The 21,608-nt window shown below is 69.4% G+C and carries 15 protein-coding genes; 10 read left to right on the top strand and 5 right to left on the bottom strand.

All coding sequences use genetic code 11. The annotated features are described in order from the left end of the window. Positions 1-13: 13 nt before the first annotated feature. Positions 14-1,156, bottom strand: coding sequence for a 4-phosphoerythronate dehydrogenase PdxB (gene pdxB / locus FBY21_RS02260; protein WP_142008346.1), 1,143 nt, complete (start codon positions 1,154-1,156; stop codon positions 14-16). Between the two features lie 417 nt (positions 1,157-1,573). Here pdxB and FBY21_RS02255 point away from each other — a divergent pair, with 417 nt between their 5' ends. Beyond that, on the top strand, positions 1,574-2,968 hold the full coding sequence (locus FBY21_RS02255) for an MATE family efflux transporter (RefSeq protein ID WP_232060726.1): 1,395 nt from the start codon (positions 1,574-1,576) through the stop codon (positions 2,966-2,968). A gap of 51 nt (positions 2,969-3,019) precedes the next feature. On the opposite strand, the gene tusA is transcribed toward FBY21_RS02255, so the two are convergent. Continuing rightward, positions 3,020-3,259, bottom strand: a complete 240-nt coding sequence (gene tusA, locus FBY21_RS02250) for a sulfurtransferase TusA (protein WP_142008344.1) — start codon at positions 3,257-3,259, stop codon at positions 3,020-3,022. 140 nt (positions 3,260-3,399) lie between these two features. Here tusA and FBY21_RS02245 point away from each other — a divergent pair, with 140 nt between their 5' ends. Next, positions 3,400-4,932 (top strand): CocE/NonD family hydrolase, encoded by a 1,533-nt coding sequence (locus tag FBY21_RS02245; protein ID WP_142008342.1) that lies wholly within the window; start codon positions 3,400-3,402, stop codon positions 4,930-4,932. 9 nt (positions 4,933-4,941) lie between these two features. On the opposite strand, the gene rlmM is transcribed toward FBY21_RS02245, so the two are convergent. Further along, positions 4,942-5,994, bottom strand: a complete 1,053-nt coding sequence (gene rlmM / locus FBY21_RS02240; protein ID WP_044403708.1) for a 23S rRNA (cytidine(2498)-2'-O)-methyltransferase RlmM — start codon at positions 5,992-5,994, stop codon at positions 4,942-4,944. Positions 5,995-6,243: 249 nt separating this feature from the next. Here rlmM and acnA point away from each other — a divergent pair, with 249 nt between their 5' ends. The 6 genes from acnA to FBY21_RS02210 all read left to right on the top strand — a co-directional run bounded on the left by acnA (position 6,244) and on the right by FBY21_RS02210 (position 16,896). Beyond that, the gene (gene acnA, locus FBY21_RS02235) at positions 6,244-8,940 is read left to right on the top strand and encodes an aconitate hydratase AcnA (protein ID WP_142008340.1); all 2,697 of its coding nucleotides are present in this window, start codon (positions 6,244-6,246) and stop codon (positions 8,938-8,940) included. Positions 8,941-9,103: 163 nt separating this feature from the next. Further along, positions 9,104-10,669 carry a methyl-accepting chemotaxis protein gene (locus tag FBY21_RS02230; protein ID WP_074967834.1) on the top strand — a complete coding sequence of 522 codons (1,566 nt, stop codon included), beginning with the start codon at positions 9,104-9,106 and terminating at the stop codon, positions 10,667-10,669. A 236-nt stretch (positions 10,670-10,905) separates the two neighbouring features. Further along, the gene (locus FBY21_RS02225) at positions 10,906-12,039 is read left to right on the top strand and encodes an efflux RND transporter periplasmic adaptor subunit (protein ID WP_253543618.1); all 1,134 of its coding nucleotides are present in this window, start codon (positions 10,906-10,908) and stop codon (positions 12,037-12,039) included. After that, positions 12,036-13,112, top strand: coding sequence for an efflux RND transporter periplasmic adaptor subunit (locus FBY21_RS02220; RefSeq protein ID WP_142008335.1), 1,077 nt, complete (start codon positions 12,036-12,038; stop codon positions 13,110-13,112). Before FBY21_RS02225 ends, FBY21_RS02220 begins: the two co-directional genes overlap by 4 nt. After that, complete coding sequence (locus FBY21_RS02215; protein WP_142008332.1) at positions 13,109-16,186, top strand: efflux RND transporter permease subunit; 3,078 nt, start codon at positions 13,109-13,111, stop codon at positions 16,184-16,186. Before FBY21_RS02220 ends, FBY21_RS02215 begins: the two co-directional genes overlap by 4 nt. Before the next feature lie 173 nt (positions 16,187-16,359). Then, complete coding sequence (locus FBY21_RS02210; RefSeq protein WP_142008330.1) at positions 16,360-16,896, top strand: hypothetical protein; 537 nt, start codon at positions 16,360-16,362, stop codon at positions 16,894-16,896. A gap of 387 nt (positions 16,897-17,283) precedes the next feature. Here the strand turns inward: FBY21_RS02210 and FBY21_RS02205 are convergent, their stop codons facing one another. Continuing rightward, positions 17,284-17,787, bottom strand: coding sequence for a hypothetical protein (locus tag FBY21_RS02205; protein ID WP_142008327.1), 504 nt, complete (start codon positions 17,785-17,787; stop codon positions 17,284-17,286). Between the two features lie 441 nt (positions 17,788-18,228). Beyond that, positions 18,229-19,491: an XAC2610-related protein gene (locus tag FBY21_RS02200; RefSeq protein ID WP_142008325.1), complete on the bottom strand. Its 1,263-nt coding sequence runs from the start codon at positions 19,489-19,491 to the stop codon at positions 18,229-18,231. Between the two features lie 197 nt (positions 19,492-19,688). Here FBY21_RS02200 and FBY21_RS02195 point away from each other — a divergent pair, with 197 nt between their 5' ends. Together FBY21_RS02195 and FBY21_RS02190 are read left to right on the top strand one after the other, a co-directional pair. After that, positions 19,689-20,603, top strand: a complete 915-nt coding sequence (locus tag FBY21_RS02195; RefSeq protein WP_142008323.1) for a LysR family transcriptional regulator — start codon at positions 19,689-19,691, stop codon at positions 20,601-20,603. A 2-nt stretch (positions 20,604-20,605) separates the two neighbouring features. Next, a complete protein-coding gene (locus FBY21_RS02190; protein WP_142008321.1) occupies positions 20,606-21,520 on the top strand; it encodes a LysR family transcriptional regulator in 915 nt (304 codons plus the stop codon). Positions 21,521-21,608 lie beyond the last annotated feature (88 nt).

The following is a 21,608-nucleotide window of genomic DNA, read 5'->3' as shown; positions in this document are numbered from 1 at the left end:
AGCGCGCCGCAGGTCAGGCGAGGGTCGCGCCGAGGGCGCGGATGCAGCGCTGCAACGCGGGCGACTCGCCCAGCAAGCGCACCCGCAGGCCGTCGATCTCGCGGCGCACCGGGTAGTGCTTGCGCAGTGCGTCGAAGGCAGCGCGGCGCTGGGCGGCGTCCCCCACCAGGCTGCGGCGGAAGTCGGCGTCGTCCCGGCGCGGGTCGTACACCGCGCGGCAGAGCATGGACAGCGCCCAATGCGGATCGGCGCTGGCATCCAGAACCAGTTCGGGCAGCCAGGGCGCCGGCAGCAGGTCGGCCAGGCGCACCGCCTCGGGCTGCCTCAGGGCCCGGCAGAAGGCCTGGTAGATCTGCTCGGTGCCGCGCAGCTTGCCGTCCAGGCTGTAGCCGGCGATGTGCGGGGTGGCGATGCGGCACAGCGCGGCCAGTTGCGGGTCCGCCTCGGGCTCGCCCTCCCACACGTCCAGCACCACGCGCAGGTCCGGGCGCCGGCCCAGCACGTCGCGCAGGGCATGGTTGTCCACCACCGCGCCTCGGGCGGCATTGATCAGCCAGGTGCCGTCGCGCAAGGCGGCCAGGCGGGTGGCATCGAGCAGGTGATGGGTGGGGTGGTCGCCGGATTTTTCCAGCGGGGTGTGCAGGCTGATGGCGTCGCAGCGCGCCAGCAGGGTATCCAGGTCCACGTAGTCGCCACCCTCGGCAGCCTGGCGCGGTGGGTCACAGACCAGCACGGTCCAGCCCAGCTCGCGCAGCACCTGCACCAGACGCCCGCCCACCTGGCCGGCGCCAACGACGCCATAGGTGCGACTGGCCGGGTCGACGCCGGCGTCCTCGGCCAGGGTCAGCAGGCTGCCCAGTACGTAGTCCACCACGCCCCGGGCGTTGCAGCCCGGCGCACTGGACCAGGCGATGCCGCCCGCGTCGAGGGCCTGGGTGTCCAGATGATCGGTGCCGATGGTGCAGGTGCCGACAAAGCGCAGCGCGCTGCCTTCCAGCAGGGCGCGGTCCACATGGGTCACCGAGCGCACCAGCAGCACCTCGGCATCGCCCAGGGCGGCGCGGTCGATGGCCCGGCCGGGCAGGCGGCGGATGGTGCCGAAGCCTCCGAAGAAGGCATCGACCAGGGGAATGTTCTCGTCAGCGAGGATCTGCATGGGGGCACTCCATGGGCGGGGTGGGCATTCTACGGAATCCGTCGCGCAAGGTCCTACAGCCCTTTCCTGACCCATGCGTCAACGCGTAGACTACGCGGTCTTTCGCCTCCGCTGATTCCCCATCGCCGGCAGTCCCCCTGCCACGGCCGCTTCAGCGCCCGCTGCGAGCCCATCGCAGCCAGGCGGCCCGCCAGGGCACCTCTAAAAACGTAAGCGAGGCAGTCAACGCAAGGCAAAAACAGGCGAAAAAGCGCAGTTTACGCGGTGTAAATGAGCATTTTGATCGGACTCGCGCACGAGCCTGTTTTTAACGCAGCGATGGCCACGCAGCCAGTTTTTAGGGGGCCCGCCGGGCATACGCAAGACGGACGCCACCGCCGTACCGGTGAACGCTACACAGCCATGGAAAGACCTCCCGTGACCATTCGAACTCGCCTCGACCGTACCCGTCGCGAACTCCGAGCCCTATTCACCCTCGCCCTGCCGATCATGATCGCCCAGCTCTCCCACTCGGCCATGGGCTTCGTCGACGCCGTGATGGCTGGCCGCGTGAGCCCCCGCGACCTGGCCGCCGTGGCCCTGGGCAACTCCATCTGGATACCTGTGTTCCTGCTGATGACCGGCATCCTCCTGGCCACCACCGCCAAGGTGGCGCAGCGCTTCGGCGCCGGCCAGCAGGGCGAGATCGGCCCGCTGGTGCGCCAGGCCCTGTGGCTGGCCGTGGCCGTGGGCCTGGGCGGCGCCGGCCTGCTGCTGTGCGCCGAGCCGGTGCTGCACCTGATGGGCGTGGAGGAAGACCTGATCGCCCCGAGCATGGGCTACCTGCACGGCATCGCCTATGGGCTGCCGGCGGTGGCGCTGTACCAGGTGCTGCGCTGCTTCAGCGACGGCCTGGGCAGGACCCGCCCGAGCATGGTGCTGGGCATCTGCGGGCTGCTGCTGAACATCCCGCTGAACTACGTGCTGATCTACGGCCACCTGGGCTTCCCGGCCATGGGCGGCGTGGGCTGCGGCTGGGCCAGCGGCACGGTGATGTGGATGATGTTCCTGGGCATGCTCGGCTGGGTGCGCTTCGCCCGTGTCTACCAGGGCAGCGCCCTGTTCGCCCGCTTCGAGCGGCCCGACTGGTCGGTGATCCGCCGCCTGCTGTCGGTGGGCCTGCCCATCGGCATCGCGGTGTTCGCCGAGTCGAGCATCTTCGCGGTGATCGCCCTGCTGATCGGCGGCCTCGGCGCCAACGTGGTGGCCGGCCACCAGATCGCCCTGAACTTCAGCTCCCTGGTATTTATGATCCCCTACTCCCTGGCGATGGCCGTCACCGTGCGCGTCGGCCAGGCCCTGGGCCGTGGCGAGCCCCGCGAGGCGCGCTTCGCCGCCGGCGTGGGGATGGCCACCGCGCTGGCCTACGCCTGCCTCTCGGCGAGCCTGATGATGCTGCTGCGCCAAGGCATCGCCGGCATCTACACGCCGGACCCGGAGGTGATCGCCATGGCCGCCTCGCTGCTGGTGTTCGCCGCGCTGTTCCAGTTCTCCGACGCCATCCAGGTGACCGCCGCCGGTGCGCTGCGGGGCTACCAGGACACCCGCGCCACCATGGTCATCACCCTGTTCTCCTACTGGGGCATCGGCCTGCCGGTGGGCTGGCTGCTGGGGCTGACCGACTGGCTGGGCGAAGCCAGCGGCCCGCGCGGGCTGTGGCAGGGGCTGATCGTCGGCCTGACGGTGGCGGCGGTGATGCTCAGCTACCGCATCACCGGCAGCGCCCGGGCGCACATCCGCCACCTGAGCCAGCGGCCGACCGCTGTGGCCTGATCCTGCGATAGCGTCGCCACAACGCAACAGGGCCCTTTCGGGCCCTGTTTGTTAATCGGCTTTCTTGCGAATCCAGTACAGATAAGTGCCTGCCTCTTCCACCTGGTCCACCAGCTCGTGGCCGAGGAACATGCAGAACTTCGGAATGTCGCGGCGGGTCGAGGGATCGGTGGCGATCACCTTGAGCAGGCCGCCGGCCTGCAGGTCGCGCACCTTGTTGTGCAGCATCATCACCGGCTCGGGGCAGTTGAGGCCGGTGGCGTCGAGAATGGCATCGGGCTGATCGGTCATGGGGCACTCCGTCGAAGGGGCGCTATTGTCGCGCAAAGCGCCGCGTCCGCCCACTCCCAGAGCCCGACCTTGGATGGGCCGCCGGACGGAACGCAACGGTGGTAGCCTGCCGCGCCACGCCCACCACATGCCCAACCACCATGCGCCCGACCCGCCTGCTGCTTGCCCTCCTCCTGCTCGGCGGCTGCGCCGCCCGTGACCACCTGCCCGACTACAGCGCCCAGGCCGGCAAGGCCCTGCCCGCCACCTGGTACGACGCGGTGATCATCGCCCGTGACGGCACACGGCTCTCCGCCACCGTGTTCCAGCCCGCCCTCGCCGTCGGGGAAACCGCCCCGCTGGTGGTGCACACCCACGGCTGGGGAGGCTGGCGGGTCACCGGACCGGACGGTTTCTACGGCCAGCGCATGATCTCCGGGCGCACCGCCCTGCGGGCCTGGCGCGCCGGCTACTGGGTGGTCAGCTACGACCAGCGCGGCTGGGGCGGCAGCGAAGGCGACATCGAGATGATGGACCCACGTTATGAAGTGCAGGACGCCCTCGCCGTGGTGGACTGGGCCAGCGTCCACCTGCCGCGCCTGACCGAGGACGGCCCCGGCGACCCGCGCGTGGGCATGCTCGGGGAAAGCTATGGCGGCGCCGTGCAACTGCTGGCCGCCAGCGAAGACCCGCGCATCGACGTACTGGTGCCCATCGCCACCTGGTACGACCTGGCCGACGCCCTCGCCCCCGGCGGCCGCCTCAAGGTGGGCTGGACCGGCGTACTGGTCAGTCTCGGCCTGGCCACCGGCTACGACCTCGGCAAATTCATCCAGGCGCCCTACCTGCGCAGTGCCGGCGGCGAGCTGACCGAGCCGGTGCGCGACGAACTCCACGCCCACAGCCTGGCGGTCTACTGCGAGCAAGGCCGCCGCCCGCGAGCCGACGCCCTGCTGATCCAGGGCCTGCGCGACACCCTCTTCCCCCTCGACCAGGGCCTGGCGATCCGCGACTGCCTGCGCCAGGGCAGCGCCGACGTGCGCCTGCTGGGCATCCAGGGCGGGCACATCCTGCCGCCACCGCTGCAGCGCTGGAGCGGCCTGCCGCCCTTCAACAACGAACCGGTGCTGCACTGCGACGGCCTGGCCCTCAACCTCGAAACCGCGGTGGTGAACTGGTACGAAGACCGCCTGCGCGGCCGTAAAGGCGCGGCGGATAGCATTCCGCGCCTGTGCCTGAGCCTGTCCACCGACCAGGGCCTGGCCCTGCACGAAGCACCCCGCCAGGACAGCCCGCTGCCGCTGCCAGAAACCCGCCTGCGCCCCGCCACCAGCGGCTGGCTGCAGCCGGCGGCCTTCGTCGAACTCAAGCGGATCGAACAGACAGCAGCCCTCGTGGGGCCGACCCTGCTGCACCTGCGCCCCCGGGAAGACGATCACGAAATCTTCGCCGCCCTCGCCGTGCGCCGGGCCAACGGGGATATGGAGGTGCTGAGCGAGCAGGTCACCCCGCTGGCCGCGCGGGCCGACGTGCGCCTGCCTTCGGTGAGCACCCGTCTGCAACCGGGTGACCGCCTCGGCCTGCGCTTCAGCGGCTTCAGCGGGCAATACCTGTTCAACGGGTCCTGGTGGCCGGGCCAGGTGAGCCTGGCTGGTGAAGTGGAGCTGCCGGAGCTGCAGCCCCTGCCCCACTGAGCGGCAGCCTCAGCCGAGGCGTCGCAGGTGGCAGGTGACTTCCTCGCGGTCGTGGTAGAGCTGCTTGCAGGCCATCGCCACCTTGATGCGGCGCGCCTTGAAGCTCTCTTCCAGGCGTTGCAGCAGGCGCTGCACTTCCGCATAGCGCTGCTTCATCGGCAGCTTGAGGTTGACCACCGCCTCGCGGCACAGGCCCTCGCCGATCCAGGTCTCCAGCAGCGCCGCGTTGCGCGCCGGCTTCTCGACGATGTCGCAGACCATCCAGTCCACCGGCTGCTTCGGCTTGTAGGTGAAACCGTCGGCCCGCAGGTGCTGCACCAGGCCGGTGTCCATCAGGCTCTGCGCCATCGGGCCGTTGTCGATGGCGGTGACCAGCATGCCGCGCCGCACCAGCTGGTAGGTCCAGCCGCCGGGCGAAGCCCCCAGGTCGACCCCGGTCATGTCGCCGGACAGGCGCGTCTCCCACTGCTCGCGGGGGATGAAGGTGTGCCAGGCCTCTTCCAGCTTCAGGGTCGAGCGGCTGGGCGCCTCGCGGGGGAACTTCAGGCGCGGGATGCCCATGGGCCAGAGGGCCGAGTTGTCCGGCTCGGCCAGTCCGACGAAGACCTCGCGGCCACTGCGGAACGTCAGCAGCAAGCGCGGCAGGCGCGGGTCGTCCCGCAGGCGCCCGGCCTTCTCCAGCGCCTTGCGCAGCGGGCCCTCGAACTTCTTGCAGAAATTCGACAGCTCCTTGCCTTCATTGGTGTCCAGCACCTCCAGCCAGAGGCTGCCGCACACCGGGTACGCACCCAGGTGTTCCAGCAGCACGCTGATGCGGTCGGTCTCCGGCAACGCGAGGAACTCACCCCGGGCCCACTGGCGCGGAAAGATCAACCGGGCGAAACGCTGCCCCAGCATCAGGCGCTCGGCACCGCCGGGCTCCTGGCAGATGAATTCGGCATGGGCGCTGCCGGCCTTGCCCTTGGCATAGCCGGGCACCTCCAGGCGCGCAGCCAGGTCGGTGATCTCGGCGCAGACCTCGCCCTCGAAGCCGGGCCGGCAGTGCAGTAACAGGGTGTTCATGGTGGTGTCTCCTCGGGCGCGCACTATAGAGCCGACGTAGCCGATTTCACACAACCGTCTGCGCAAAAGTCTTAGATCAAAGGAAATTCCTACCGACGGACTGGCGCCCTCGGCGTGTGAACGCTCGACAGGCGGAACCCCAGCCCGGCCAACGCAGTCCAGAACATGGCGAGGCCCGTGCAGCGCGACTAGCTTTGAGGGTCTCCGTCCGTGTACCGGCCCCCGCCGTGTGGGCCAAAGGAGAAGCAGATGCCCTCGTTGGATAGCCTGAACAGCCGCCGCACCCTGGATGTGGACGGCAAGACCTATCACTACTTCAGCCTGCCGGAGGCCGCCAAGAGCCTCGGCAGCATCGACAAGCTGCCCCTGTCCCTGAAAGTGCTGCTGGAGAACCTGCTGCGCTGGGAGGACGGCAAGACCGTCACCCGGGACGACCTCGATGCCCTGGTCGCCTGGCAGAAGGAGCGTCGCTCCGACCGGGAGATCCAGTACCGCCCGGCGCGGGTGCTGATGCAGGACTTCACCGGCGTGCCGGCGGTGGTCGACCTGGCCGCCATGCGCGATGCCGTGGCCAGCGCCGGAGGCGACCCGCAGAAGATCAATCCGCTCTCCCCGGTGGACCTGGTGATCGACCACTCGGTGATGGTGGACCGCTACGCCAGCCCCGAGGCCTTCGCCCGCAACGTGGAGCTGGAGATGGCCCGCAACGGCGAGCGCTACGCCTTCCTGCGCTGGGGCCAGAGCGCCTTCGACAACTTCAGCGTGGTGCCGCCGGGCACCGGCATCTGCCACCAGGTGAACCTGGAATACCTCGGCCGCACCGTCTGGACGCGGGAGGAAGACGGCCTGACCTACGCCTTCCCCGACACCCTGGTGGGCACCGACTCCCACACCACCATGATCAACGGCCTCGGCGTGCTCGGCTGGGGCGTCGGCGGCATCGAGGCGGAGGCGGCCATGCTCGGCCAGCCGGTGTCGATGCTGATTCCCGAGGTGGTCGGCTTCAAGCTCAGCGGCAAGCTGCGCGAGGGCATCACCGCCACCGACCTGGTGCTGACGGTCACCCAGATGCTGCGCAAGAAAGGGGTGGTGGGGAAATTCGTCGAATTCTACGGCGACGGCCTGGCGGAACTGCCCCTGGCCGACCGCGCCACCCTGGCCAACATGGCGCCGGAATACGGGGCCACCTGCGGCTTCTTCCCGGTGGACGAGGTGACCCTCGGCTACCTGCGCCTGTCCGGACGGCCCGAGGCCACCGTCAAGCTGGTGGAGGCCTACTGCAAGGCCCAGGGCCTGTGGCGCAATGCCGGCGACGAGCCGCTGTTCACCGACAGCCTGGCCCTGGACATGGGCACCGTGGAAGCCAGCCTGGCCGGTCCCAAGCGCCCGCAGGACCGCGTCCCGCTGACCCGTGTGGCCAAGACCTTCGATGACCTCCTCGCCCTGCAGCCCGCCCCCGCCGGCGCCGGAGGCCAGGCCCAGCGCGGCACGGCCGAGTACCAGCACGAGGGCCGGAGCCACCGCCTGGAGGATGGCGCCGTGGTGATCGCCGCCATCACCTCCTGCACCAACACCTCCAACCCCAGCGTGATGATGGCGGCCGGGCTGCTGGCGAAGAAGGCCGTGGAGAAGGGCCTGGCGCGCAAGCCCTGGGTGAAGAGTTCCCTGGCCCCCGGCTCCAAGGTGGTGACCGAGTACTTCGCCGCCGCCGGGCTGACCCAGTACCTCGACACCCTGGGTTTCGACCTGGTGGGCTACGGCTGCACCACCTGCATCGGCAACTCCGGGCCGTTGCTGGAACCCATCGAGCAGGCCATCCAGCAGGGCGACCTGATGGTGGCCTCGGTGCTCTCCGGCAACCGCAACTTCGAAGGCCGCGTGCACCCATTGGTAAAGACCAACTGGCTGGCCTCCCCACCCCTGGTGGTCGCCTATGCCCTGGCCGGCAGCGTGCGCCTGGACCTCAGCCGCGAACCCCTGGGCGAGGACCGCAACGGCCAGCCGGTGTACCTCAAGGACATCTGGCCCAGCCAGCAGGAGGTGGCCGAAGCCATCGCCAAGGTGGACACCGCGATGTTCCGCAAGGAGTACGCCGAGGTCTTCACCGGCGACGAGACCTGGCAGGCGATCCAGGTGCCGGACGCCGACACCTATGCCTGGCAGGCCGACTCCACCTACATCCAGCACCCGCCGTTCTTCGCCGACATCGGCGGCGAACCGCCCCGGGTGACGGACGTGCAGCGCGCCCGCATCCTCGCCCTGCTGGGGGACTCGGTGACCACCGACCACATCTCCCCCGCCGGTAACATCAAGGCCGACAGCCCGGCCGGGCGCTACCTGCGCGAGCACGGCGTGGAGCCGGCCGACTTCAACTCCTACGGCTCGCGCCGGGGCAACCACGAGGTGATGATGCGCGGCACCTTCGCCAACATCCGCATCCGCAACGAAATGCTGGGCGGCGAGGAAGGCGGCAACACCCTCCACGTGCCCAGCGGCGAGAAGCTGGCCATCTACGACGCCGCCATGCGCTACCAGGCCGAAGGCACGCCGCTGGTGATCATCGCCGGCAAGGAATACGGCACCGGCTCCTCCCGCGACTGGGCGGCCAAGGGCACCAACCTGCTGGGGGTCAAGGCGGTGATCGCCGAGAGCTTCGAGCGCATCCACCGCTCCAACCTGGTGGGCATGGGCGTGCTGCCGCTGCAGTTCACCGGCGGCATCGACCGCAAGCGCCTGGGCCTGACCGGGCGCGAGCGGATCGCCGTCCTCGGGCTCAGCGGCGTGGAGCTGCGCCCGCGCATGGACCTGACCCTGGAGATCACCCGCGAGGACGGCTCCCACGAGAATGTCGAGGTGCTCTGCCGCATCGACACCCTCAATGAAGTGGAGTACTTCAAGGCCGGCGGCATCCTCCACTACGTGCTGCGCCAGCTGCTCGCAGCCTGACCTGTGAGCGCCCCGGAGCCCCGCGAGGGCTCTGGGTCGCTGGTTGGCAGGAAACTTTCCCGACGGCGACACGACACAAACTGTTTACACTGCACGGCAAAAAAATGGCTCAACTTTGGTTCACCAGAGCCGATACCCGCCTCAAGCCTTGCGGAAGAACAACATGAGAAACAACCAACCGGTTACCCAACGCGAAAGGACCTACCCCGCCGAGCAGCGCCTCATTTCGACCACGGACGGCAAGGGTGTCATCACCTACTGCAACCAGGCCTTCGTCGATATCAGCGGCTATTCCAGGGAGGAGCTGATCCACGCTCCGCACAACCTCGTCCGCCACCCGGACGTACCCCCCGCCGTGTTCGCCCACATGTGGGCCACCCTGAAGAAGGGCCGGCCGTGGATGGGCATCGTCAAGAACCGCTGCAAGAACGGCGACCACTACTGGGTCAACGCCTACGTCACGCCCATCTTCGAGGGCAGCCAGGTCACCGGCTACGAGTCGGTGCGGGTCAAGCCCACCGCCGAGCAGGTGCGCCGGGCCGAAGCGCTCTACGCACGGATCAACGCCGGCAAGTCCGCCATCCCCAGCCAGGACCGCTGGCTGCCGGTGCTGCAGGACTGGCTGCCGTTCATCCTCATCAGCCAGATCGGCTTCTTCATCGGTGCCTGGCTGACCTCCCACTGGGGCTTCCTGCTCGCCGCGCTGCTCTCCGTGCCCCTCGGGCTGATCGGCCTCGCCTGGCAAGGGCGCGGCATCAAGCGCCTGCTGCACCTGGCCGAGCAGACCACCTCCGACCCGCTGATCGCGCGGATGTACACCGACAGCCGGGGCGACCAGGCCCGCCTGGAGATGGCCCTGCTCAGCCAGGAGGCACGCCTCAAGACCTGCCTCACCCGCCTGCAGGACACCGCCGAGCACCTCACCGACCAGGCCCGCCAGGCCGATGCCCTGGCCCACAACAGCTCCGACGGGCTGGAGCGCCAACGCCAGGAAACCGACCAGGCGGCCACCGCCGTCAACCAGATGGCCGCCACCACCCAGGAAGTCGCCTCCAACGTCCAGCGCACCGCCGACGCCACCCAGGAGGCCAACCGCCTCACCACCCAGGGCCGGCATGTCGCCGCCGAGACCCGCGCCGCCATCGAGCGCCTGTCGCAATCGGTGATCGAGACCAGCGAGACCGTCGCCCGCCTGGCCCAGGACAGCAACGAGATCGGTGGCGTGGTGGACGTGATCAAGGGCATCGCCGACCAGACCAACCTGCTCGCCCTCAACGCCGCCATAGAGGCTGCCCGTGCCGGCGAAATGGGCCGGGGCTTCGCCGTGGTGGCCGACGAGGTGCGCTCCCTGGCGCAACGCACCGCCGAGTCCACCGGGCAGATCCACCAGCTCATCGCCCAGTTGCAGAAGACCGCCGAGGAAACCGTGCGCACCATGGAGAACGGTCGTCGCCAGGCCGACGAAGGCGTCGAGCAGGTGCTGCAGGCCGACCAGGCCCTGGTGGGCATCAGCGAAGCCGTGGCCAACATCACCGCCATGACCGACCAGATCGCCGCCGCCACCGAGGAACAGAGCGCTGTGGCCGAAGAGATCAACGTGCGCATCGGCAGCATCGCCCAGCTCGCCGACCAGACCTCCGGCGAAGCCCAGCGCACCGCCCTGCTGAGCGAAGAGCTGGCCCACACCGCCCACGGCCAGTACTCCCTGGTGGACCGCTTCAACCGCTGAACCCCACCCGGTCGAAATAGAGCGCCCCAGGGCGCTCTTTTTCGTTGCATCGCCCCGTCGTCGCCCTTCCCTGACCCGTTCAACCGGCGCCGTACAGGTCTTTTCGCCGCAGATCCGCACCGGGTCGGGCCGCCGGCCTGAAGATTCCACTTGAACGTTCCCGCTTCGCCCCACTCACAGTTCGTATCCCGCTGCGCTCGCGTGGGCGCGGCAGTCTGACAAGGATGGGGAAACGGATGGCAACCCGAACGCCCACACTCGCGTTCTGCCTGGCGACGCTGGCACTGGCCGGCTGCGGCCAGGACACACCGCAGGAACACCTGCCCCGCGTACTGGTGCGCGAGGCCACCCGCACCGACTACGCCCCGCGCCCCAGCGTGGTGGGCGATATCCAGGCGCGGGTCGAGGCGCAACAGGCCTTCCGCGTCGGCGGCAAGATCATCGAGCGCCATGTCGACGTGGGCGACCGGGTGCAGGCCGGCCAGGTCCTGGCCCGCCTCGACCCGCAGGAGCTGCGCACCCAGGTGGACAACGCCCGCGCCGCCGTCGCGGCCGAGCAGGCGCGGCTGCGCCTGGCCGAAGTCGACTTCAGGCGCCAGGGCCAACTGCTGCCCAAGGGCTACACCAGCCGCAGCGAGTACGACCGCGCCCAGGCCGAACTCCGTGCCGCACAAAGCGCCCTGGACGCCGCCCTCGCCCAGCAGGCCTCCGCCGAGGACCAGCTCTCCTACACCGAACTCAAGGCCTCCACCGACGGGGTCATCACCCAGCGCAGCGGCGAGGTCGGCCAGGTGGTGCAGGCCACCCTGCCGATCTTCACCCTGGCCGGCGAAGGCGAGCGGGACGCCGTGTTCAACGTCTACGAATCGCTGTTCCAGGGCGACCAGGGCGATCAGCCGGTCAGCGTCCACCTGCTCTCCGACCCGACCGTGCAGGTCGAGGGCCGCATCCGCGAAGTCACCCCCACCGTCGACGACCGCAGCGGCACGCTGAAGGTGAAGGTCGGCCTCGACCGGGTCCCCGCCGCCATGGGCCTGGGCAGCGTGGTAGGGGCCGAGCTGCCGCAGGCCGCGCAGCCCCGCGTGGTGCTGCCCTGGTCGGCGCTGTTCAAGCAGGGCCGGAACCCGGCGGTGTGGGTGCTGGACGACGAGGACCGCGCCCACCTGCAACCGGTGGGCCGGGTCAGCTACGCCCGCGAACGGGTGATCGTCGGCGAAGGCCTGGCCGCCGGGCAGCGGGTCGTGGTGGCGGGCGGCCAGATGCTGCACCCCGGGCAGAAGGTGGAAGTGGCCCGTGACGAACAGGCCGCCGAGCCGGTGGAGCACAGCGCCAGCGCCGACCCCCGCACCCGGACGGAGGCCCGCCCATGAAGCCCTGGCTGCCAGCCCTTGCACTGGCCGCACTGGCCGGCTGCTCCCAGGAGGCGGAGGAGGCCCCGGCACCGCGCCCGGTGCTCTACGTCACCGTGCGCAGCGACGACGTCCACCAGGTCGGCCGCTTCGCCGGCAGCATCCAGGCCCGCTACGAGACGACCCTGGGCTTTCGCACCAACGGCCGCATCGCCGCACGCACCCTCAACGTCGGCGACAGCGTGGAAACCGGCACCCTGCTCGCCACCCTCGACCCCACCGACCAGCAGAATGCCCTGCTCAGCGCCCAGGGCGACGCCTCCCGCGCCGAGGCCGAGTGGATCGACGCCCAGGCCGACGAGCGCCGCCAGGCCGAACTGCTCGCCCGTGGCGTAGGCGCCCAGGCCAACCTGGACCGCGCCCGCACCCGCCTGAAGACCAGCCGCGCCACCCTCGACCAGGCCAACTCGGCGGTGCGCCGGGCCCAGGACCAACTGGGCTACACCGAGCTGCGCAGCGACATCGCCGGCGTCATCACCCAATGGCACGTCGAGGCCGGCCAGGTGGTGCAGGCCGGCCAGGAGGTGGTGACCCTGGTCCGCCCGGACGTGAAGGAAGCGGTGGTCGACCTGCCGGATGAACTGGTCCAGCGCCTGCCCGCCGACGCGCGCTTCGAGGTGAGCGCCCAGCTCGACCCGCAGGCGCGCACCACCGGCACGGTGCGGGAGCTGGCGCCCCAGGCCGACGCCACCACCCGCACCCGGCGCCTGCGCCTGTCCCTGGACGAGGCCCCATCCAGCTTCCACCTGGGCAGCACCGTCAGCGTGCTGCTCAGCAGCCCGGTCGCCCCGCGCACCCACCTGCCGGCCACGGCACTGATCGGCGATACCCGCGCCACCGGGCCGGCCCAGGTCTGGGTGCTGGACCCGCAGGCACGCCAGGTGCACCGCCGCACCGTGGAGGTGCTGCGCAACCAGGACGGCAAGGTCACGGTCGGCAGCGGGCTGGCCGACGGCGAACGGGTCGTCAGCGCCGGCGTGAACAGCTTGAAAGAGGGCCAGGAGGTGAAGATGGACGAAGGAGCGCAACCGTGAGCGAGCAGCACAGGGACCGCCCGCGCGGCGACACCGGCAAGGCCGGCTTCAACCTCTCCGAATGGGCGCTGCGGCACCCCTCGTTCGTCTGGTACCTGATGGTCGTGTCGCTGGTGATGGGGGTGTTCTCCTACTTCAACCTGGGCCGCGAGGAAGACCCCTCCTTCACCATCAAGACCATGGTGATCCAGGCCCGCTGGCCGGGCGCCACGGTGGACGACACGCTGCTGCAGGTCACCGACCGCATCGAGAAGAAGCTGGAGGAGCTGGACAGCCTGGACTACGTGAAGAGCTACACGCGGCCGGGCGAAGCGACGGTGTTCGTCTACCTGAAGGACACCACCAGCGGCAAGGCGATCCCGGACATCTGGTACCAGGTGCGCAAGAAGATCAACGACATCCGCGGCGACTTCCCCCAGGGCCTGCAGGGCCCCGCGTTCAACGACGAATTCGGCGACGTGTTCGGCAGCGTCTACGCCTTCACCGCCGACGGCCTGAGCTTCCGCCAGCTGCGTGACTACGTGGAGAAGGCCCGGCTGGACATCCGCAGCGTGGAGAACCTGGGCAAGGTGGAACTGATCGGCGCGCAGAGCGAGGTCATCTACCTCAACTTCTCCACCCGCAAGCTCGCCGCCCTGGGCATCGACCAGCGCCAGGTGCTGGACAGCCTGCGCCAGCAGAACGCGGTGACGCCCTCCGGCGTGATCGAGGCCGGACCCGAACGCATCTCGGTGCGCACCAACAGCGAGTTCCGCTCCGAGGCCGACCTGGCCGCGGTGAACCTGCGGGTGAACGACCGCTTCTACCGCCTCTCCGACCTGGCGGACATCCAGCGCACCTACACCGACCCGCCCAGCACGCTGTTCCGCTACAACGGCCAGCCCGCCATCGGCCTGGCCGTGGCCATGCGCAAGGGCGGCAACATCCAGGAGTTCGGCGAAGCGCTGCGCCAGCGCATGGAGCAGATCACCGCCGAGCTGCCGGTGGGCGTCGGCGTGCACACGGTGTCGAACCAGGCCGAGGTGGTGGAGAAAGCCGTGGGCGGCTTCACCAGCGCCCTGTTCGAGGCCATCGTCATCGTCCTCGCGGTGAGCTTCGTCAGCCTCGGGGTGCGCGCCGGGCTGGTGGTGGCCTGCTCCATCCCGCTGGTGCTGGCGATGGTCTTCGTGTTCATGGAATACACCGACATCACCATGCAGCGGATCTCCCTCGGCGCGCTGATCATCGCCCTCGGCCTGCTGGTGGACGACGCGATGATCACCGTGGAGATGATGGTCACCCGGCTGGAACTGGGCGACTCGCTGCACGAAGCGGCCACCTTCGCCTACCGCTCCACGGCCTTCCCCATGCTCACCGGCACCCTGGTGACCATCGCCGGCTTCGTGCCCATCGGCCTCAACGCCAGCTCGGCGGGGGAATACACCTTCACCCTGTTCGCGGTGATCGCCGTGGCGCTGATCCTCTCGTGGATCGTCGCCGTGCTGTTCGCCCCGGTGATCGCCGTGCACATCCTGCCCAGGACGCTCAAGCAGCCTGCGGAGAAGAAGAGCCGGCTGTTCGGCTTCTTCGACCGCTGGCTGCAGCGGGCCATGCGCCGCAACCTGCTGACCCTGGTGGTCACCCTCGGGCTGCTGGGGGTGTCGCTGTACCTGCTGCAGTTCGTCCAGCAGCAGTTCTTCCCCGCCTCCGACCGGCCCGAGCTGCTGGTGGACCTGAACCTGCCGCAGAACAGCAGCATCGACGAAACGCGCCGGGTGATGGACCGGGTCGAAGCGCTGCTCAAGGACGACGAAGACGTGTCGCGCTGGAGCGCCTACGTCGGCCAGGGCGCGGTGCGCTTCTACCTGCCCCTGGACCAGCAGCTGCAGAACCCCTTCTACGGCCAGCTGGTGATCGTCGCCCGCGACCTGGAAGCCCGCGAGCGCCTGGCGAGCCGCCTGCGCGAGCACCTGCGCCGCGACTTCGTCGGCATCAGCAGCTACGTGCAGCCGCTGGAGATGGGGCCACCGGTGGGGCGGCCGATCCAGTACCGCATCAGCGGCCCGGACGTGGACAAGGTGCGCGACTACGCCATGCAGCTCGCCGCCCTGCTGGACGGCAACCCGCACATCGGCGAGATCATCTACGACTGGAACGAGCCGGGTAAGGTGCTGCGCATCGAGATCGCCCAGGACAAGCTGCGCCAGCTGGGCCTCGGCTCCGAGGACGTGGCGCAGATGCTCAACAGCGTGGTCACCGGCACTACCGTGACCCAGGTGCGCGACGACATCTTCCTGATCGACGTGGTAGGCCGCTCCGGGCGCGAGGAACGCAGCTCGCCGGAAACCATCGAGAACCTGCAGATGGTCAACGCCAGCGGCACCTCCATCCCGCTCAAGGCCTTCGCCCGCGTCGGCTACGAGCTTGAGCAGCCGCTGGTGTGGCGGCGCGACCGCAAGCCCACCATCACCCTCAAGGCCAGCATCACCGACGACATCCAGCCCACCGACCTGGTGAAGGTACTCCGGCCGGACATCGACGGCTTCGCCGCCAAGCTGCCGGCCAACTACCGGCTGGCTGCCGGCGGCACCGTCGAGGAGAGCGGCAAGGCCCAGGGGCCTATCGGCCGGGTGGTGCCGTTGATGCTGTTCCTCATGGCCACCTTCCTGATGATCCAGCTGCAGAGCGTGCAGAAGACCCTGCTGGTGGCCAGCGTCGCCCCGCTGGGCCTCATCGGTGTGGTCGCTGCCCTGCTGCCCACCGGCACGCCCATGGGCTTCGTGGCGATCCTCGGGATCCTCGCGCTGATCGGCATCATCATCCGCAACTCGGTGATCCTGGTGACCCAGATCGAGGCCTTCGAGGCCGAAGGCCGCTCCCCCTGGAAGGCCGTGATCGAAGCGACCCACCACCGCACCCGGCCGATCCTGCTGACCGCTGCCGCCGCCAGCCTGGGCATGATCCCCATCGCCCGCGAAGTGTTCTGGGGACCGATGGCCTTCGCCATGATCGGCGGGATCATCGCCGCGACACTGCTCACGCTGTTCTTCCTGCCGGCGCTGTACGTCACCTGGTACCGCATCCGGGAGGAGTGACCGGGCCGCCCGCCCCGGCCGGTGCGGTTTCCCCGGCAGGCTGCGATGGAGTTCGTAAAAGCGGCGGATGGCGCCGGGCGCCGGGCTGCGCAGACCCGGGGCCTGTGCTAAAAACCGCCCACGAACGCGGGTGCCGAGCCGTCGCCCGGCAACGCTGAAAAAGGAGCGACACCATGGGCATTTCCTCCAGGGCCAGCCTGGCACTGGCACTGCTGCTGGGCGCAGGCAGCGCCACCGCCGAAGAGCCGACCGACACCGGCAGCCCCATCAAGGACTCGGCCAAGGCCGCCGTTTCTGCCGCCATCTCGGCCGGCAAGAACCTCCTTGGCGGCGCCTCCGAAGGCATCACCGAAGGCCGCCAGTCCGCCCAGGGCGCGGACGGCGCTCTGGTGATCTCCCAGCTGGACCAACTGGACGGCAAGATCGAGGTCCACCTGCTCAAGACCGAAGCCCAGGATGAGAACCTCAGTGTCCTGTTCGGCTTCAAGAACCTCACCGACAAGCCGATCCGACTGATCAACCTGACCTACAACGGCGCCCTGCTGGCCATCGACCAGGACGACTACTCCAGCAACCTGACGCCGATGGACAACCCCGAGGAAGTCACCGTCCCGCCCAAGACCGGTGTTCGGCAGAAATTCGTCTTCCAGGGTCCGGTGGAAGGACCCAAGACCGTGCGCCTGTGGGGCCGGGACTACCCCGTCAAGTAAGCCAGGCACGCCAGCCTCGGAAGGCCGGGCCCGCCCCCGCCTTCCCCGGGCCACACCTAGGTGTTTCACGGTGGATGGATGAAGCGCCATCCCCCCTACCCACCTGGAAACACCCGTAGCCTGGGCTTCAGCCCAGGGATGCGCCGGACTGTACCCAGGCACAGGCTCGGCACCCTTCCCGGACTGAAGTCCGGGCTACGCAGGGCCACGCCTGGGAGTTAGCGGTGGTGGGATGAAGCGTCGCTCACCCCACCCGCCTGGAAACACCCGTAGCCTGGGCTTCAGCCCAGGGATGCGCCGGACTGTACTCAGGCACGGGCTCGGCACCCTTCCCGGACTGAAGTCCGGGCTACGCAAAGCCACGCCTGGGTGTTTCACGGTGAAGTGTTACCCGCCCTGCGCACCGTCCAAGGCAGCCTCCTGTGCCCAGGCCTCGTTGCTTCGGTGATTCCCCAACCCAAGGGCGTCGAATTCGTCCTTGCCCTCGGCCGCGACAACACCGATATGGCGCAACACCCGGCTGATGGGGGAGTCCGGCCAGGGAGACATGGCGTCCTCGTCGTCCCCCAGGTTGATCACCACCTGGCCGCCGAGCCAGGCAATGGCATCCTGCCCTCCGGTGCCGCCGTGGATGTAGGTGGCGGCGTAGACGATGGGCCCGGCCTCCGAGAGCTCGGCGGCAAGCCGGGCCACGCCGACAGCCATCTCGCCGGAATGGGGACGAACCGCCAGGGCCTGGTCCCCACGCACCTGCAGCACAGCCTCGACCTCGTCCGTGATCGGTATCAGCGCGAACCCCTGCCGCAGCGGACAAACCACCGCCGCAGGCAACTCCCGGCGTGCTGCCGTCAACGTTTCAAGCGGGCCGATGATTACCTGAATCCAATGCATATCGTCTCCTGTGGGCCAGATCCCGTGGCTTGTGTCATGACCTTCCAAGGTGGGGGGAAAAAGCGCAATCCACCCTACCCGTCTCCTTGGTAGCCCGGAAACACACGTAGCCCGGGCTTCAGCCCGGGGAGACTCCGCACCATCCCGGACTGAAGTCCGGGCTACGCAAAGCCACACCTCGGTGTTTGACGGTGGATGGATGAAGCGCCGCTCACCCTACCCGCCCGGAAACACCCGTAGCCTGGGCTTCAGCCCAGGGATACACCGCGCTGTCCTCAGGCACGGGCTCGGCACCCTTCCCGGACTGAAGTCCGGGCTACGCAGGGCCACGCCTGGGAACTCGTGAAGGAGGGGTGAAGCGCGGCTCACCCTACCCGCCTGGAAACACCCGTAGCCTGGGCTTCAGCCCAGGGATGCGCCGGGCGGCTGCCGGGCACGAGGTCAGGGCTGCAGCGGGTTCTGTTCGCTGCACAGCTCCGGGTTGTCGTTCAGCACGCGGCGGATGCGGCCGTTGTCGTAGTACGGCACTTCGGGGCAGTAACGCTGGCCGGCGGCGGTCTGCACCGGTTTCCAGGTGGTTTCCTCGGTGCGCAGTAGGGTCGGCGGCTGGCCGGGCGGCGCGGGTTTCCAGACCTCGATGTAGGTGCGTTCGAGGAAATTGCCTTCGTCCAGGTCGCAGGACGCGGGGTCGAGCCCGCGCAGGCGCAGGCCGCCGTCGTCGCCCTGCTCCACCCGGCTGCTGTATTCGATGAAGCCGTCGCCGTAGCTGGGCGTGACGTAGCACAGGCGCCGCTTGTCGCCGTCCATCAGCGGCAGCAGGTAGCTGCTGCGGGTGTCCACTTCCTGCACGTCGCCGTCCTGCCAGCGGTAGGTGGAGACGCCGTGCTCGCAGCAACTGGCGCGCCAGTAGGTGTAGACGATGCGGTGGACCGGATCGAACTCCGCCGAGCTGATGTCCTGCAGCATGGGCGGGGCGTCGACATAGCGGCCGGTGGCCGGGTCGTAGAGCCAGGTCTGGTGGGGGATGTTGGGGCCGGCCGGGAGGAACTGGGCGATGGTCAGGTCCGGCCAGCCGTCGAAGTTGGCGTCGATCAGCGAGGGCGTGAACATCCCGCAGGTGCCCTGGGACTCGGTGGCCAGGGTCTGCACCAGCTGGCCGTCCTTGTACAGGCGGATGGCCGAGACCATCGGCGGCGTGGGGCAACCGTCGCCCTCCTCCTCCTCGGGCAGTGCGTCCGCCACCAGGCGCAGCTCGAAGGGGAAGCGTGCCTCCAGCGCGTCCTCGGCAGTGGCCGGGCGCAGGGCCAGGGGCAGCGAGCGCTTGCCGTTGGGCGAAATCCAGGTGCCGGTCAGGTCCTTCTCCAGCGAGGTGATGCGCCAGGTCCCGGTCGCCACGTTGGCACGGCTGCTGTCGGACTCGCCCAGCTCGGCCCCCTCGCCGGCGATACGCCCGCTGAGCCTGAGCACGTCGCGCGTCTGGTTGCTGCAAGGCCGGTAGCAATAACGGCCGCGCAGACCATCGGCCACCCGCTGCAGGGACACCTCCACCGTCCTGGTGCCCAGGGTGCCGACCCAACTGCGGTTCCATACCGGGATCTCCACCGCCGGGGCCGACACCTCGTCCGCCCGGCCAGGCAGGGGCAGCGCCGCCAGCGCGAGGATCAGCCCGGAAACAACGCCACGGTAAGAAAGGACAATGCGCATGCAACCTCCATGTCGGCGGAATTGGGGCGCGCAGGGTAGCAGACCCGGCGCCCGGCCCCTGAGACCTGGGCAAGCAAAACCGCCGGCACGGTGCCCGTACCGACACACTCGGCAAGAACAGCGGCCGTCACGGACGATCTGTTGCCAGCGACGCAACACAGGCCCCACTCTTGCGCATCGCCCCACAGGAGCCCGAGATGGACCGTTTCCAGGAGATGCAGGTGTTTCTCGCCGTGGCCGAGGAACAGGGCTTCGCCGCCGCCGCGCGCCGCCTTAACATGTCGCCACCCAGTGTGACCCGTGCCGTGGCGGCGCTGGAGGAGCGCATCGGCACCCTGCTGCTGGCCCGCACCACCCGCAGCGTGCACATCACCGAGGCCGGCCAGCGCTACGTGGAAGACTGCCGGCGCATCCTCGCCGAGCTGGAGGAGGCGGAGGAATCCGCCGCCGGCAGCCACGCCACCGCGCGCGGCCAGTTGAGCGTCACCGCGCCGGTGCTGTTCGGCGAGCTGTTCGTCACCCCGCTGATGGTGGAGTACCTGGACCAGCACCCGGCGGTGCAGATCAAGGCGCTGCTGGTGGACCGGGTGGTCGCCATGGTGGACGAAGGCATCGACGTCGCCGTGCGCATCGGCCACCTGCCGGACAGCGGCCTCAACGCCGTGCGCGTCGGCGAAGTGCGCCGGGTGGTCTGCGCCTCGCCGGGCTTCCTCGCCACCCACGGCCGCCCCACCCACCCCACGCAGCTGCAGGAGGCCCAGGTGGTGGCCTCGGCCAGCAGCCAGGCGCTGGGCGAGTGGCAGTTCATCGAAGAGGACCGGCCGCTGAACATCCGCCCCCAGCCGCGCCTGGTGGTCACCGCCAACCAGGCCGCGATCCACGCCGCTTGCCTGGGCTGGGGGCTGACCCGGGTGCTGAGCTACCAGGTGGCCGACAAGGTGCGCCGGGGTGAGCTGGAGATCGTCCTGGAGGCCTTCGAGCAACCGCCGCTGCCGATCCACGTGGTGTACCAGGGCGGACGGCGAATCGCCGCCAAGGTGCGCACCTTCGTCGACTTCTGCACAGAACGCCTGGCCCGGGACCCGGCGCTGAACCGCAACCGGCAGCCCTGAACATGGACCGCCACGGGCAGATGCAGGCCTTCCTCGCCGTCAGCCAGACCCTGAGTCTGGCCGCCGCCGCGCGCCAGCTGGGGTTGTCGGCGCCCACCGTGACCCGCGCCGTGGAGGCACTGGAGCAGCGCCTGGGCCTGGCCCTGCTGCAGCGCAGCACCCAGGGCGTGACGCTGACCGAAGCCGGGCAGCGCTTCGCCGGCGACTGCGAGCGACTGCTGCAGCAGGTGCGGGAAGCCGAAGCCTCGGCCGCCGGGCTGCACCTCGAACCGCGCGGTCGGCTCACGGTGAGCATGCCGCTGCTGCTCGGGCAGCAGGTGCTGACCCCGATACTGCTGGACTACCTGCAGCGTTTCCCCGAGGTGGATGTGGTCGTCCGCTACTTGGAACGGCTGCCCAATCTGCACGAGGAAGGCCTCGACGTGGCCATCGTCGCCGGCAGCCTGCCGGACTCCTCCCTGGTGGCGCTGCCGGTCGGCCAGGTGCGCCGGGTGGTCTGCGCCAGCCTCGGATACCTGGCGCGGCACGGCGACCCCCAGGCCCCGGCGGACCTCGCCCGGCACCGGATCATCCACGCCCTGGCGGACTCGCGGCTCCCCGAGTGGCGCTTTCGCGTCGACGGGGAACTGCGCTCGTACCCGCTGCGCCCGCGCCTGGCCTGCGCCACGACCCAGGGTGCGATCCAAGCGGCCTGCCTGGGCGGCGGCCTGACGCGCTGCCTGGGCTACCAGGCCCATGAGCAGTTGGCCAACGGGCAGCTGCGCACCGTTCTCGCCCCCTTCGCCACGCCCCCTGTGCCGTTGCATGTGGTGTACCGCGAGGGGCGCCGCGCCGCCGCGCGGGTGCGCAGCTTCGTCGACCTGGCGGTGGCCGGCTTGCGCAATCACGGCGCCCTGAACGGGACGGGCGACGACTAGCGGCTCGGCGTTTATTCCAGATTCCAAAACAAAGGATTGCCATTCCTGGCGATTCCGCCCAAACCCTTGCGCACCGAAGATGACTCCA

The sequence above is a fragment of the Pseudomonas sp. SLBN-26 genome, from assembly GCF_006715895.1.
Lineage (GTDB): Bacteria > Pseudomonadota > Gammaproteobacteria > Pseudomonadales > Pseudomonadaceae > Metapseudomonas > Metapseudomonas otitidis.
Note: the sequence above shows the minus strand (reverse complement) of the source record. Positions and strands in the feature narration are given on the sequence as shown.

Excerpts from the sequence above, each read along its gene's own strand:
- pdxB (WP_142008346.1), bottom strand. The coding sequence starts at position 1,156 with ATGCAGATCCTCGCTGACGAGAACATTCCCCTGGTCGATGCCTTCTTC.
- tusA (WP_142008344.1), bottom strand. The coding sequence starts at position 3,259 with ATGACCGATCAGCCCGATGCCATTCTCGACGCCACCGGCCTCAACTGC.
- FBY21_RS02245 (WP_142008342.1), top strand. The coding sequence starts at position 3,400 with ATGCGCCCGACCCGCCTGCTGCTTGCCCTCCTCCTGCTCGGCGGCTGC.
- rlmM (WP_044403708.1), bottom strand. The coding sequence starts at position 5,994 with ATGAACACCCTGTTACTGCACTGCCGGCCCGGCTTCGAGGGCGAGGTC.
- acnA (WP_142008340.1), top strand. The coding sequence starts at position 6,244 with ATGCCCTCGTTGGATAGCCTGAACAGCCGCCGCACCCTGGATGTGGAC.
- FBY21_RS02230 (WP_074967834.1), top strand. The coding sequence starts at position 9,104 with ATGAGAAACAACCAACCGGTTACCCAACGCGAAAGGACCTACCCCGCC.
- FBY21_RS02225 (WP_253543618.1), top strand. The coding sequence starts at position 10,906 with ATGGCAACCCGAACGCCCACACTCGCGTTCTGCCTGGCGACGCTGGCA.
- FBY21_RS02220 (WP_142008335.1), top strand. The coding sequence starts at position 12,036 with ATGAAGCCCTGGCTGCCAGCCCTTGCACTGGCCGCACTGGCCGGCTGC.
- FBY21_RS02210 (WP_142008330.1), top strand. The coding sequence starts at position 16,360 with ATGGGCATTTCCTCCAGGGCCAGCCTGGCACTGGCACTGCTGCTGGGC.
- FBY21_RS02205 (WP_142008327.1), bottom strand. The coding sequence starts at position 17,787 with ATGCATTGGATTCAGGTAATCATCGGCCCGCTTGAAACGTTGACGGCA.
- FBY21_RS02200 (WP_142008325.1), bottom strand. The coding sequence starts at position 19,491 with ATGCGCATTGTCCTTTCTTACCGTGGCGTTGTTTCCGGGCTGATCCTC.
- FBY21_RS02195 (WP_142008323.1), top strand. The coding sequence starts at position 19,689 with ATGGACCGTTTCCAGGAGATGCAGGTGTTTCTCGCCGTGGCCGAGGAA.
- FBY21_RS02190 (WP_142008321.1), top strand. The coding sequence starts at position 20,606 with ATGGACCGCCACGGGCAGATGCAGGCCTTCCTCGCCGTCAGCCAGACC.